The organism is Pseudomonas sp. FW306-02-D09B, assembly GCF_058782685.1.
On record NZ_JBYSXY010000012.1, the window covers coordinates 69,004 to 81,977 of the forward strand.

Annotated in this window: 11 protein-coding genes; all 11 read left to right on the forward strand. The window is 59.9% G+C overall.

What is annotated here, in order from left to right; genetic code table 11:
• Positions 1-41 precede the first annotated feature (41 nt).
• The 11 genes from AC3WK5_RS19725 to AC3WK5_RS19775 all read left to right on the forward strand — a co-directional run bounded on the left by AC3WK5_RS19725 (position 42) and on the right by AC3WK5_RS19775 (position 12,956).
• Positions 42-2,972 (forward strand): TIGR00180 family glycosyltransferase, encoded by a 2,931-nt coding sequence (locus AC3WK5_RS19725; RefSeq protein ID WP_103315595.1) that lies wholly within the window; start codon positions 42-44, stop codon positions 2,970-2,972.
• Positions 2,973-3,001: 29 nt separating this feature from the next.
• A complete protein-coding gene (pseB, locus tag AC3WK5_RS19730) occupies positions 3,002-4,003 on the forward strand; it encodes a UDP-N-acetylglucosamine 4,6-dehydratase (inverting) (RefSeq protein WP_103315596.1) in 1,002 nt (333 codons plus the stop codon).
• Positions 4,000-5,157, forward strand: a complete 1,158-nt coding sequence (gene pseC, locus AC3WK5_RS19735) for a UDP-4-amino-4,6-dideoxy-N-acetyl-beta-L-altrosamine transaminase (protein WP_103315597.1) — start codon at positions 4,000-4,002, stop codon at positions 5,155-5,157. Before pseB ends, pseC begins: the two co-directional genes overlap by 4 nt.
• Positions 5,158-5,188: 31 nt before the next feature.
• Positions 5,189-5,809: a pseudaminic acid biosynthesis-associated methylase gene (locus AC3WK5_RS19740; protein WP_103315598.1), complete on the forward strand. Its 621-nt coding sequence runs from the start codon at positions 5,189-5,191 to the stop codon at positions 5,807-5,809.
• The gene (pseF, locus tag AC3WK5_RS19745) at positions 5,806-6,513 is read left to right on the forward strand and encodes a pseudaminic acid cytidylyltransferase (protein WP_103315599.1); all 708 of its coding nucleotides are present in this window, start codon (positions 5,806-5,808) and stop codon (positions 6,511-6,513) included. The genes AC3WK5_RS19740 and pseF overlap by 4 nt, the downstream gene beginning before the upstream one ends.
• Complete coding sequence (gene pseG / locus AC3WK5_RS19750) at positions 6,510-8,006, forward strand: UDP-2,4-diacetamido-2,4,6-trideoxy-beta-L-altropyranose hydrolase (RefSeq protein ID WP_103315600.1); 1,497 nt, start codon at positions 6,510-6,512, stop codon at positions 8,004-8,006. The genes pseF and pseG overlap by 4 nt, the downstream gene beginning before the upstream one ends.
• Before the next feature lies 1 nt (position 8,007).
• A complete protein-coding gene (pseI, locus tag AC3WK5_RS19755; protein WP_103315601.1) occupies positions 8,008-9,060 on the forward strand; it encodes a pseudaminic acid synthase in 1,053 nt (350 codons plus the stop codon).
• 226 nt (positions 9,061-9,286) lie between these two features.
• Positions 9,287-10,213 (forward strand): ketoacyl-ACP synthase III, encoded by a 927-nt coding sequence (locus AC3WK5_RS19760; RefSeq protein WP_103315602.1) that lies wholly within the window; start codon positions 9,287-9,289, stop codon positions 10,211-10,213.
• Between the two features lie 82 nt (positions 10,214-10,295).
• Positions 10,296-11,588, forward strand: coding sequence for a motility associated factor glycosyltransferase family protein (locus AC3WK5_RS19765; RefSeq protein ID WP_103315603.1), 1,293 nt, complete (start codon positions 10,296-10,298; stop codon positions 11,586-11,588).
• Positions 11,585-11,857, forward strand: coding sequence for a hypothetical protein (locus AC3WK5_RS19770; protein ID WP_103315604.1), 273 nt, complete (start codon positions 11,585-11,587; stop codon positions 11,855-11,857). The genes AC3WK5_RS19765 and AC3WK5_RS19770 overlap by 4 nt, the downstream gene beginning before the upstream one ends.
• A gap of 247 nt (positions 11,858-12,104) precedes the next feature.
• Positions 12,105-12,956, forward strand: a complete 852-nt coding sequence (locus AC3WK5_RS19775) for a flagellin domain-containing protein (protein ID WP_103315605.1) — start codon at positions 12,105-12,107, stop codon at positions 12,954-12,956.
• Positions 12,957-12,974: the final 18 nt, after the last annotated feature.

Here is a 12,974-nt window from a genome sequence, read left to right on the forward strand (position 1 = left end):
GTTGAGTTCATCGGGCGATACGCCGGTTGTGGGGAGAAATTATGCAAGGCAAGTGCGGTTCTGAAAGCGGATTACCATTGAACGAGTTGTTGACGGTGGTACTCATCACCCACAACCGACCGGCCTTTGCGCGCCGGGCGGTGAAGTTTTACAGCACCTTGCCTTGCAGGATTCTGGTGCTGGACTCTTCGACCCAAGCCACCGATGGCATCGACGGCGTGTACCCCTCGGTCGACTATCAGCACCTGCCGCAGTACGGTTACTGGGGCATTCGGGCCAAGCTCGACTACGGCGTGCAGCAAGTCACCACGCCGTACATGGTGTTTGCCGCCGACGATGACTTCATCGTGCATGACGCCCTCGACGCTTCGGTATCGTTCCTGGAAGAAAATCCGGATTACGGCATGTGCCATGGCTATTGCCTGATGTACCTGACCCTGGCCAACAGCGTGAGCTACTACCGCCGGGACAAGAAGGTCTGTGAAGACTACTCGTCCGAACGTGCGCAGGACCGGGTCATCGATTTCATGCACCAGTACATCCCGCCGTTCTATGCGGTTCACCGCACCGAGCTGTTGCGTGACTGGTACGCGCTCATGCCAGAGAACACCATCTTCGAATGGCAGGAAATCGGCCATGCGTACTACATGCTGGCAATGGCCAAGGCGCGAATTCTGCCGATCCCGTATGTGGTGCGAGAGGTCAATTATATTGAGTCGGAGCACAACACCGAGATCTACAGCACCCTGACCCTTGCCGATGCCAAGTCGGTAGCGGACCGTGAAGCGTTCGCCCAATTGCTGGCGACGTTGCCGAGTAGCCGCACCGGTCTTGACGCGGAGCAGGCCAGGCAACTGGCACTGGACAGTTTCGAGGCGCTGGCCGACAGCTTGCGCAACCGTCGGGCGTTGACTGCCGAGCCGATTTTCGAATCGCGCTGGAACAATGTGCAGAAGGGGCCAGACCGCCAATTCGGGCTTTTGCAATATGTCGAAATGCCTTTCTACAATCAAAAGTTCTTCGACCTGTTGAGCCAGTTCGAATTTCTGCTGCACGCCATGCCGGCCGGCCGCGTTCAGCTTCAGGGGCTCGAAGGTATCTGGACGATGCAGGCTGACATGATGCGGCCCCGCAACAACGACACCCCTGAAAGCGTTATCGAGCGACTGGGGCACGCGTACGGCAGCAACCCGTTCAACCGTCAGGTGGTCAAGCGCCTGGCGCAGCAGTTGGAGCTTCTGGGCGAAGCGGACGACGCGCGGGACATGTTTGCCTGGGCCGAGCGCCTGGATGCGGTGACGACCCAGGGCAACGACGAGGTGTTCGGTGCCATGCGCTCCGGTCGCCTGCTCAAGTGGCTGGCGGCGCGCGCCCCGGACGCTGACGAAGTCGCTGCGACGTCACGTTATCTGGCCGCCCACAACGGCGGTCCACAGTTTGGCATTCTGGTGCTGGACCTCGACAACGACGCAGCCAAGCTGCAGATCACCCTCGACAGTTTGCTGGAAGGCCACAACCATGCCTTCAAGATCGTGGTGTTCACCACCGGTGAGCCGCTGGCGGCAACGACGGTGCACAACACGCTGCATTTCGTTCGCGTAACCCCGGCCAACCATGTCGACAAGCTCAATCAGATCGCGCGTCAATCGCCGTGCGACTGGCTGCTGCTGACCGAGGCGGGGGACGAGTTCACTGCTGGTGGCTTGTTGCGCGCAGGTCTGGAACTGCACGCCGCGCCTGACTGTCGAGCAGTGGCAGCGGACGAGATTCAGCGTGACACCAATGGCGCGCTGATCGATGTGTTCCGCCCAGGCTTCAACCTCGATTTGCTGCAAAGCCTGCCAGCGCTGATGGCTCGGCATTGGCTGATCCGCAAGGATGTGTTGTTGGAAGCAGGCGGTTACCAGGCCGACTTCAGTAAGGCACTGGAGTTCGACCTGCTGCTGCGCATCATCGAGCAGGGCGGCCTGGCCTGGCTGGCTCATCTGGACGAACCGTTGCTGATCGCCCGGGCGCCGGTGCTGGAAGACAACGCCCACGAGCGCCAGGCGTTGATCCGTCACCTTGCGACCCGTGGCTACAAGGCGCAAATCAGCTCCGTCGAGCCTGGTACTTATCAAATCGATTACCGTCATGCCGAGCGTCCGCTGGTGTCGATCATCGTGGCCAGCCAGGACAACCTGGCGCAGCTGCAACGTTGCCTGACCGGCATTGTGCAACGAACCCGCTACACCCGTTACGAAGTGCTGATCGCCGATAACGCGAGCCAGTCACCGGACATCCTTCGATGGCTGGACGGCCTCGGGCAGCCGGGCGACAAGATTCAAGTCCTGCGGGCGCACGAGCGTCTCAGCCTGTCGGCGTTGTACAACGAGGCCAGTCAGCAGGTCCAGGGTGAATACCTGGTGCTACTGGCGGCGGACAGTGAAGTGGTCAACCCGAACTGGCTCGAATCCCTGCTCAACCAGGCCCAGCGCCCGGAAGTCGGGGTGGTTGGCACCAAGCTGCTGGATCACGACGGCAAGGTGACTCAGGCCGGGCTGATTCTGGGCATGAACGATGGCGTCGGTTCGGCTTTCGTTGGCGAGTCCAAGGATGCCAAAGGCTATATGAACCGTCTGGTGCTGGAGCAGAACTATTCGGCCGTTTCGGCTGTATGCCTGATGATCCGCAAAGCGCTGTTCGACGAGGTTGGCGGGCTGGACGAACAGGCGTTTGCCAATGCCTACGGCGATGTCGACCTGTGCCTCAAGGCAGGTCAAGCCGGCTATCTGGTGGTATGGACACCGCAAGTGCAGGTTATCCATCCTGGCACCTTGCCCGATGCACCGCAGGCGCTTGCGGCCTTGCGTGAAAAATGGGCCGGGCCGTTCCAGCACGATCTGGCGTACAACAAGAACCTCGCCCTGACCGGCAAGGGTTTCACTCTTGGCAATCCGACCAGCGTGGATTGGGCGCGGTTGCTGGTTTAAGTTTGGCGCACAGGTAAAAGGATCGCGGCATGTTCAACGGTAAATCGATTTTCATCTCCGGCGGCACCGGTTCGTTCGGGCGCATGTTCATCCGGCGTTTGCTCGAGCAGTACCAGCCCAAGCGGGTGGTGGTGTTCTCGCGCGACGAACTCAAGCAGTACGAGATGCAGCAAACCTTCAATGCACCGTGCATGCGTTACTTTTTGGGCGATGTGCGCGATGCCGAGCGTTTGCGTCAGGCGATGCGCGGGATCGATTACGTGGTGCATGCCGCTGCCCTGAAACAGGTGCCTGCGGCGGAATACAACCCCACTGAATGCATTCGCACCAACGTCAATGGCGCGGAAAATATCATCGCCGCCGCCATTGATAACGGTGTGAAGAAAGTCGTTGCGCTGTCCACCGACAAGGCGGCCAGCCCGATCAACCTGTACGGTGCGACCAAGCTGCTCTCGGACAAACTGTTCGTGGCGGCGAACAACATCGCCGGTGATCAGCAAACCCGGTTTGCGGTGGTGCGCTATGGCAATGTGGCCGGGTCACGCGGCTCGGTGGTGCCGTTCTTCAGCAAACTGATTGCCGAGGACGCGAAAGAACTGCCGATTACCGACGAGCGCATGACCCGCTTCTGGATCACCCTCGATCACGGTGTGCAGTTCGTGCTCGACAGCTTCGCGCGGATGCATGGCGGGGAGGTTTTCGTGCCGAAGATTCCGTCAATCCGCATTGTCGACCTGGCACGCGGCATGGCTGAGCATTTGCCGCACAAAGTCGTCGGGATTCGTCCGGGTGAAAAGCTCCATGAATTGATGGTGCCGCTGGATGACGCACGGATGACCCTGGAATTCGAGGACCACTACACCATCGAGCCGTCGATTCGTTTTACTCACGTCGATATTGATTTTTCGCTGGACGGCGTGGGTGAGCAGGGGCGGCGCGTGAGCGAAGACTTCGAGTACCGCTCCGACACCAATGGGCATTTCCTCTCGGTCGGGCAGATCACCGAGTTGCACGCCGGGTTGTCGGCATGATTCCTTACGGTCGGCAAAGCCTGGATCAGGCAGACATCGACGCAGTGGTCGCGGTGTTGCAATCCGACTGGCTGACCCAGGGGCCGACCATCGAGCGTTTCGAGCAGGCGATGGCCGAGCGCTGCCAGGCGGATTATGCGGTGGCGGTGTGCAACGCCACGGCGGCCTTGCACATCGCGTGTCTGGCGGCGGGGCTCGGGCCGGGCGATCGCTTGTGGACCACGCCGAATACGTTTTTGGCCTCGGCCAACTGTGGTCGCTATTGCGGTGCCGAGGTGGACTTTGTCGATATTGATCCGCTGACCTGGAACCTCGATGCCTACGCCCTGAAAGCGAAGCTGGAAACGGCAGAGGACAACGGCACGCTGCCTAAAGTGCTGGTAGCGGTGGCGTTCTCCGGGCAGAGCTGCGACCTGCGCATGATCGCCGAACTGGCCGAGCGCTATGGCTTCACCGTGATTGAGGATGCGTCCCACGCGGTGGGTGCGTCTTATGCCGGGCGCCCGGTGGGGTGTGGTGAGTTCGCGGCGATGACGGTGTTCAGCTTCCATCCGGTGAAAATCATTACCAGTGCCGAAGGTGGCATGGTCCTGACCAATCGCCGGGACCTGGCCGAGCGCCTGCAACGCCTGCGCAGCCACGGCATGACTCGCGATCCCGAGCAAATGACCGAAGCCAGTCACGGTCCCTGGTACTACCAGCAGGTGGAACTGGGCTTCAACTACCGCATCACCGACCTGCAAGCGGCCCTCGGGCTGTCGCAGTTGAACAAGCTGGATGACTTCATCGAGCGTCGGCGTGAGTTGGCGGCGCGTTATGACCGTTTGCTGGCGTACCTGCCATTGACCTTGCCCAGCGCTCAGCCCGAGGCCGAGTCGGCATGGCATCTGTATGTGGTGCGTCTGCAACTCGATCGTATCAACCTCAGTCATCGACAGGTGTTTGAAGGTCTGCGAGCGGCCGGGGTAGGGGTGAATCTGCACTATATTCCGGTGCATTTGCAGCCGTACTATCGGGACCTGGGTTTCGCCGAAGGTGATTTCCCACAGGCCGAGCGTTACTACGCCGAGGCCATCAGCCTGCCGCTGTTTCCGTTACTCAGCGATGAACAGCAGGACTACGTGGTCGAGCAATTGCGCCGGCTGACCGAATAATTGCTGCCATGGCGGCGAATGGGAATGTGTGATGCGCGAACTCAGTGAGCAGGAAAAATTCTGGCAAGGCGATTTCGGTAACCAGTACATCGACCGCAACGTCGGCCAGCCGTTGGTGGCGGCCAACCTGGCCTTGTTTGCCAAGGCTCTGACCCGGGCCGGGCGTATCGAAAGCCTGGTGGAGCTGGGCACCAATGCCGGCAATAACCTGCAGGCGCTGCGTCAGTTGTTGCCGCAGAGCGAGCTGTTTGGCGTGGAGATCAATGCCAGCGCGTGCGCCCAGGCGCAGGCGCTGGGGATTGCGCAGATCTGGCACGGTTCGTTGTTCGATTTTCCCCTCGAACGCACCTTCGACCTGACCCTGAGTAAAGGCGTGCTGATTCACCTGGCACCGCAGCTGCTGCCAGCGGCCTATGCGCAGCTGTATGAACTGAGCCGGCGCTACATCCTGATCGCCGAGTACTACAACCCGGCGCCGGTCGAGGTGTCGTATCGCGGTAACAGCGGCAAGCTGTTCAAGCGCGATTTTGCCGGTGAAATGCTTGATCGCTATGATGACTTGCAACTGCTGGATTACGGGTTTGGTTACCACCGCGACCCGCAATTTCCGGTGGACGATGTCACCTGGTTTCTTCTGGAAAAACGCCGTTGAGCAACGTCGCCATCATCCCGGCCCGCGGTGGCAGCAAACGCATACCGCGCAAGAACCTCAAGCCGTTCGACGGCGTGCCGATGATTGTCCGTTCGATCAAAACCGCTCTCGATTCGGGGTTGTTCGCCCAGGTACTGGTCAGCACTGACGATGATGAAATCGCCGACCTGGCCCGCGCCAGTGGTGCGCAGGTACCGTTTATGCGCCCGGCGGCGCTGGCTGATGACTTCACCGGCACCGCGGCGGTGATTGTCCATGCACTGGAAGAACTGCATCGACAGGGCAGTGACTTTGATTACGCCTGTTGCATTTACGCCACCGCGCCTCTGCTGCAAACGCGGTTTCTGCAACAGGGTTTGCAGCGACTGGAACTGCACCCGGACAAGTCGTTCGCGTTCTCGGTGTGCGACTTCGGTTTTCCGGTGCAGCGTGCCCTGACCCTTGACGATCAGGGCGCCTTGAGCGCGTTGTACCCGGAATTTCGTAATACGCGCTCCCAGGATTTGCCGCCGGCCTATCAGGACGCCGGGCAGTTCTATTGGGGCCGCAGCAGTGCCTGGTTGCGCGGCGATGTGTTGTATTCACCCCGGAGTTTGCCGGTGATCCTGCCGCGCTATCTGGTGCAAGACATCGACACCCTCGAAGACTGGAAGCGCGCCGAGTACCTGTACGCTGCACTGAAGGCTGGCGGTGAATTGCAATGAGAGTGCTGATCCGTGCCGACGCCTCGCCGACCATTGGCAGCGGCCACATCGCCCGCTGCCTGACCCTGGCCAGAGCCTTGCGCCGGATGGGCGCGCACGTGGCGTTCGCCTGTCGACGGTTGCCGGGGCATCGGCTCGACAGTCTCGCCGCTGAAGGCTTTGAAACCTTTGCGCTGCCAGACCGCTATCCCGACGAAGACCCGCTGCAAGCTATCGAGAGCCTGCTGCCGTGGCAGGCGGACATCGCCGCGCTGGGACAAGTGCTAGAGCAGCAGGCGGCTTTCGACTGGATCATTGCCGACCATTACGGCCTCGATCACCACTGGCAGACCGCCGCCCGCCGTTGGGCGCCACGGATCGGCGCAGTGGATGATCTGGCGACGCGCACCTATAGCGTCGATCTGTTGCTCAACCAGAATCTTTCCGGCACGCCAGAGGCCTATGCTTCGCTACTTGCCCCCGGATGCCAGACGTTGCTTGGCCCGCGCTTCGCCATGTTGCGCGATGAATTCTGCTGTCCGGCGATTGAAATCAAACCTCGGGCAAAACGCGTATTGGTGAACTTCGGGGGCTTCGATGCGGCGAGGCAGACTCACCATGCAATGCTCGCGTTGAGCGATTTCCCGGAGCTGCAAGTCGACTTCGTCGCCGGTGCCGACAACCCGGCGTGGGAGCAGATGCAGGTGCTGGCGGCCAGTCGCCCGAACTGGCGTTTGCAGCGTTTTGTCAGCGATTTTTACCGGCTGATGACCGAAGCCGACCTGTTTATCGGTGCCGGTGGCGGCACCAGTTGGGAGCGGGCGGCCATGGGGCTGCCGACGATTTGCATTGCAGTGTCGAATAATCAGCAGGCCAATGGCGAGGTCATGGCGATTTCGGGCGCCCATGTGTTCCTGGGCGCGCGGGAGCAGGTCAGCGTCGAGCAACTGCGCCAGGCTATCGGTTTTGTCGCAGGCAATCGGGGTTTGCGCCAGAGTCTGGCCGAACGCTCCCGGCAACTGGTCGATGGCCGTGGTGCGCAACGGGTCGCGGCGGCGCTGGTCGGTGCGGTGCTGCCGGTGCGCAAGGCAACGCAGAATGATGCGCGCCTGTTGTTCGATGGCCGTAATGCCGAGGCGGTACGGCGCTGGTCGCTGGACAACCGCAGCATCGACTGGCAAGCGCACCAGGCCTGGCTGGCCGCGAGTTTGAGCAATGAGCAGCGCTTGCTGTTGATTGCCGAGGCCGGTGATGGCCCGGTTAGCGTGTTGCGCTACGACCTTGATGGGGTGAGCGCCGAAGTCTCGATTTATTTGTTCGAAGGTCGTTTCGGCCTGGGCTGGGGCAGGGCGCTGCTGGCCCGTGGCGAAGCCTTCGTGACGGCCCATTGGCCGCAAGTACGCACCATCACCGCGCAGGTGTTGCCTGCCAACCGGCCGTCGCTGAGCCTGTTTCGCGAAGCCGGATTTACCCAGAGCGCTTGCGTGTTCACGCGCGTATTGAAGGAACACTGACATGACTAGCTTCAAGATTGGCGACCGGATGATCGGTGCCGATGCGCCGCCATTCATCATCGCCGAGATGAGCGGCAACCATAATCAGTCGCTGGACGTTGCGTTGCAGATCGTCGAGGCTGCGGCCAGGGCCGGCGCGCATGCCTTGAAATTACAAACCTACACCGCCGAGACCATGACCCTGGACCTGGATCAAGGTGAGTTTTTCATCAAGGACCCCAATAGCCTGTGGGCCGGCACCTCGTTGTATGCGCTGTATGAGAAGGCGCATACGCCGTGGGAATGGCACGCGCCGATCTTTGCCCGAGCCAAAGAGTTGGGCATGCTGGCGTTCTCGACGCCGTTCGATGACACCGCCGTGGATTTTCTCGAAGGTCTCGATGTGCCGGCCTACAAGATCGCCAGTTTCGAGAACACTGACCTGCCGTTGATTCGTCGAGTCGCCGCCACTGGCAAGCCGCTGATCATTTCCACCGGCATGGCCAGCATTGCCGAGCTGGATGAAACCGTGCGTGCGGCACGTGCGGCCGGCTGCAAGGACCTGGTGCTGCTCAAATGCACCAGCACCTACCCGGCTTCGCCTGCCAACAGCAATGTGCGAACCATCCCGCACCTGCGCGAGCTGTTTGGTTGCGAAGTGGGGCTGTCCGATCATTCGATGGGCGTAGGGGTCTCGGTGGCGGCGGTGGCCCTTGGGGCGACGGTGGTGGAAAAACACTTCACCCTGGACCGGGCTGCCGGAGGCGTCGACGCGAGTTTCTCGCTGGAGCCGGCCGAGCTGGCCAGCCTGGTGGTCGAGACCGGGCGCGCCTGGCAGGCCATGGGCCGGGTGCATTATGGCGTCACCGAGGCCGAGCAAAAGTCGCTGGTGTACCGTCGTTCGCTGTACGTTGCCCAGGACATGGCCGCCGGTGAGGTGTTCACGTCACAGAACCTGCGAGCCATTCGCCCGGGGTTGGGACTGGCACCCAAACACGCTGAAAGCATTATCGGACGACGTGCACGCGGGCCTTTAAAGCGCGGCACAGCGCTGGCCTGGTCGCTGATCGAATGAGCGCTTGTGCGGCTGATTGCGCAAAATAGCGTGACCTGTGAGTCATAACGGGCATCTTCACTGTATTGTATTGATCGGAAAGATGGCGCCTGGCCGGTAATCGGCTCAGTGATAGCCCTTTAGGCTTTCCGTGGTTGCCCGTTGCGGGCAACGCAAAATCTATGTGTCGGCGCCCCTCGATTCGTGCGAACGGGGGTATTCAGCTGTTTATTATTGGGAAGCCGTAATGATTGGCATAAAGAGCATTGCGAGCTACGTACCTGTAGCCGGCGTGGACAATTACGCACAAGGTGCAAAATTCGAAAAGGATGAGGAATTCATCCTGGGCAAGATCGGTTCCGCTTTCCTGCCGCGTAAAGACGCCGGGCAGGAAACTTCGGACCTGTGTGTCGAAGCGGTCAATACGTTGTTTGCCAACAACCCGGCGCTCAAGCGCGAATCGATTGACGTGCTGATCGTTGTTACCCAGAACGGCGACGAAGAAGGTCTGCCGCACACCGCAGCGATCGTTCAGGACAAGCTCGGCCTGCCCACCACCGTTGCCGCCTTCGATATCTCCCTGGGCTGCTCCGGCTACGTGTACGGCATCTACGCGATCAAGGGCTTCATGGAAGCCGCAGGCCTGAAGAACGGCCTGTTGGTGACCGCCGACCCTTACTCGAAAATCGTCGACCCCGAAGACCGCAACACCACCATGCTGTTCGGTGATGCCGCCACCGCGACCTGGATGGGCGAAGATGCTCCGTGGCAGTTGGGCAAGGCCAAGTTCGGCACCGACGGTTCTGGTGCACCGCACCTGAAAGTCACTGACGGAGTGTTCTTCATGAACGGTCGTCAAGTGTTCAACTTTGCATTGCTGAAAGTCCCGGCGCATTTGCACGAGCTGCTCGACGAGTCCGGTCTGCACGCCGACGATATCGATGCGTTCTGCATTCACCAAGGCAGTGCGGCGATTGTTGACGCCGTGGCGCGGCGTTTTGAAGGTGATCCGGAGAAATTCATCAAGGACATGGTCGAGACCGGTAATACCGTGTCTTCGAGCATTCCGTTGTTGCTGGAAAAACACGTACTTGACGCCAAATGGAAGCGCGTTGCACTGAGCGGTTTTGGTGTGGGGCTCTCGTGGGGCTCGGCGATTATTTATCGCCCATGAGCTAGATCCTGTGGCATAAAAAATAGCGTTCAAGGTGTAACCTTGAACGCTATTTTTTTGCCTGAATGAATATCGAGGCCGCATGAGCGACAGCGTTGAAGACAATTTCCAGGTGATAGAGCGTCGCTGGCCGGCGCTGCATGTACGGTTGATGACTGAAGACAGTGCGGCGGTTCAGGCTGAGCTGGTGGAAGGTTTGGGGTCGACCCTGAGCATTGCCGGTATCCAGCTCACCAGTCGCCATGACCGTACGCGTGAAGCGCGGTTGCAAGCGGCCAGTCTGCCGCCGGCAAGCGAGGTGGTGCATGTCTACGGTACAGGGCTGGGTGACTTGCAGTCAGTACTGCTTGAAAACGCCGAGCTTCAGCGTTTGTACGTGCATATCCTCAATGGCGCGATTTTCTCGTTGACGTTGCAGTTGCTCGATCAGCGGCAGTGGCTGAGTGATCCTCGGGTCGAGTTGATCTATGCCGGCGACTTGTCGGACATCCACCTGCCGTTTTTTGCATTACCGTCCGAGATGCTGCTGGCAGATGATTTCAATGCCAAGATTCGGGATCGGCTGATCAGCGAAGTGCACCTTACCTTCAATAACCGTGAGTTCGATCCGCAGTCTCCAGCGATCATTGAGCGGCTGGAGGAGAGTCGTGAGCTCGTCGGCAGCGATCGCGATGTGGCCGAGTTGTTCGCGACGTGTACCGGTCGGGAAGTCTATGTGATCGGCACAGGGCCAAGCCTTGAGCAGCATTTCGATCAGCTCCGGGCGATACGCGAGCGTGATCAGCGGCCGTTGTTCATCAGTGTCGATACGGCGTACCGCCCATTGCGCGAGCACGGCATCCGGCCGGATCTGGTGGTCAGTATCGACCGACGCATCAGCTTCAGGCACTTGCCGCCCGAGGACACCGGCAACATCCCCTTGGTGTACCTGCCAATGAGCGACCCGCAGGTATTGAAGGCCTGGCAGGGCACGCGTTACGTCGGGTATTCCGCCAGCCCGGTCTATGCCGCTATTCGCCAACAGATCAGCAAGGCTGAACTGTATGTCGGTGGCAGCGTGATTCATCCTGCCGTGGATCTGGCGGTGAAGATGGGGGCGGACCGGATTACCCTGTTCGGTGCCGACTTTGCGTTCCCGATGAACAAAACCCATGCCGGCTGGAACGATGGTGATCTGGGGCCGGGGGTGAACCAGGCCAAGCACTGGGTGCTTGATGGGCATGGGGTGCGGGTCAGGACGCAGTTGAACTTTCGCAGTTATCTGTGTGAACTGGAGCGCTACATCGCCGGGCATCCGCAGGTGCGCTTTTTTAACAGCAGCCGGGCAGGGGCGATGATCGTGGGAGCGACGTTCAATCAGGAGTTCGTGCAATGAGCGAGCTTGCACAATGTGTCATCGATTGTCGGCAGTGCGCCGGGTTGTTTCGTCTCGGGCGCGACGTCGAGGCTGCGCTGACCATGGTCGATGTGTTCGATAAGGTGCAGGACCTGCTTTGTCAGGCCCCTGAAGATATCCAGTTGCAATGGGCGCAATTGCTCATGTCGATGCTGGCCTCCCAGGAAGCGCAGGACTGGCTGGGGTTGGCCGACACCATGGAGTATGAATTGATCGACTTGCTGGACGCGATTCACGCTCACCTCTGAACCGTTTTTGCCGGCCAGGCGATCTCCTCGCTCTTCTGCCGCCGGCATTTCCCTGACGTCATTTTTCTCTCGTGGGTCTCGTGCAGGCCTTTGTTTTCGCGGGGGTGGCAGTGTGATGGCATTTTTTTTCAAAAAAGCCCTCAAGCAACCTGCAATCGCGACGATAACTACTACGAAGGTTCTCTAGGCCACACCCGGCGGTTGCCAGGGCCGGAAGCCGCAGTACCCAACCAACGAGGAACTCACCATGTCTTTAGGCGTAAACACTAACGTCGCTTCTCTGTCTGTTCAGAAGAACCTGAACAATGCCGCTAACGCGCTGCAGACCTCCATGACTCGCCTGTCTTCCGGCCTGAAAATCAACAGCGCCAAAGACGACGCTGCCGGCCTGCAGATCGCTACTCGTATGAGCAGCCAGATCCGCGGTCAGACCGTAGCTATCAAAAACGCCAACGACGGCATCTCGATGGCTCAGACTGCTGAAGGCGCTCTGCAAGAGACCACCAACATTCTGCAACGTATGCGTGAACTGGCTCTCCAGGCACGTAACGGCACCAACGGCACTGCTGACCAGTCCGCGACCAACGCGGAATTCACTCAGATGTCCGACGAGCTGACCCGTATTTCCCAGGCCACCAACCTGAACGGCAAAAACCTGCTGGACGGTTCCGCCGGCAGCATGACCCTGCAAGTGGGCTCCAACACCGGTACTGCCAACCAGATCACTCTGACCCTGAGCACCAAGTTCGACGCCGTCAGCCTGTCGGTAGGTAGCGGTACTACTGTTCTGACCGGTGCTACCAGTGCTACTGCTGCTACCAACATCGACGGTGCAATCACCGCAATCGATGCTGCAATCGCCTCTGTTGGTGCTGTTCGTGCAAACCTGGGTGCTTCGCAAAACCGTCTGACCAGCACCATCTCCAACCTGCAGAACGTCAACGAAAACGCCACCGCTGCACTGGGTCGCGTACAAGACACCGACTTCGCAGCAGAAACTGCTCAGCTGACCAAGCAGCAAACCCTGCAGCAAGCTTCCACCTCGGTTCTGGCTCAAGCCAACCAACTGCCTTCCGCTGTACTGAAGCTGCTTCAGTAATTTCGGAATGAGTTTTGG

Coding starts and splice junctions, on each gene's coding strand:
- pseG (WP_103315600.1), top strand. CDS start 6,510: ATGAGAGTGCTGATCCGTGCCGACGCCTCGCCGACCATTGGCAGCGGC.
- AC3WK5_RS19760 (WP_103315602.1), top strand. CDS start 9,287: ATGATTGGCATAAAGAGCATTGCGAGCTACGTACCTGTAGCCGGCGTG.
- AC3WK5_RS19740 (WP_103315598.1), top strand. CDS start 5,189: ATGCGCGAACTCAGTGAGCAGGAAAAATTCTGGCAAGGCGATTTCGGT.
- pseI (WP_103315601.1), top strand. CDS start 8,008: ATGACTAGCTTCAAGATTGGCGACCGGATGATCGGTGCCGATGCGCCG.
- AC3WK5_RS19725 (WP_103315595.1), top strand. CDS start 42: ATGCAAGGCAAGTGCGGTTCTGAAAGCGGATTACCATTGAACGAGTTG.
- pseC (WP_103315597.1), top strand. CDS start 4,000: ATGATTCCTTACGGTCGGCAAAGCCTGGATCAGGCAGACATCGACGCA.
- AC3WK5_RS19775 (WP_103315605.1), top strand. CDS start 12,105: ATGTCTTTAGGCGTAAACACTAACGTCGCTTCTCTGTCTGTTCAGAAG.
- pseB (WP_103315596.1), top strand. CDS start 3,002: ATGTTCAACGGTAAATCGATTTTCATCTCCGGCGGCACCGGTTCGTTC.
- AC3WK5_RS19770 (WP_103315604.1), top strand. CDS start 11,585: ATGAGCGAGCTTGCACAATGTGTCATCGATTGTCGGCAGTGCGCCGGG.
- AC3WK5_RS19765 (WP_103315603.1), top strand. CDS start 10,296: ATGAGCGACAGCGTTGAAGACAATTTCCAGGTGATAGAGCGTCGCTGG.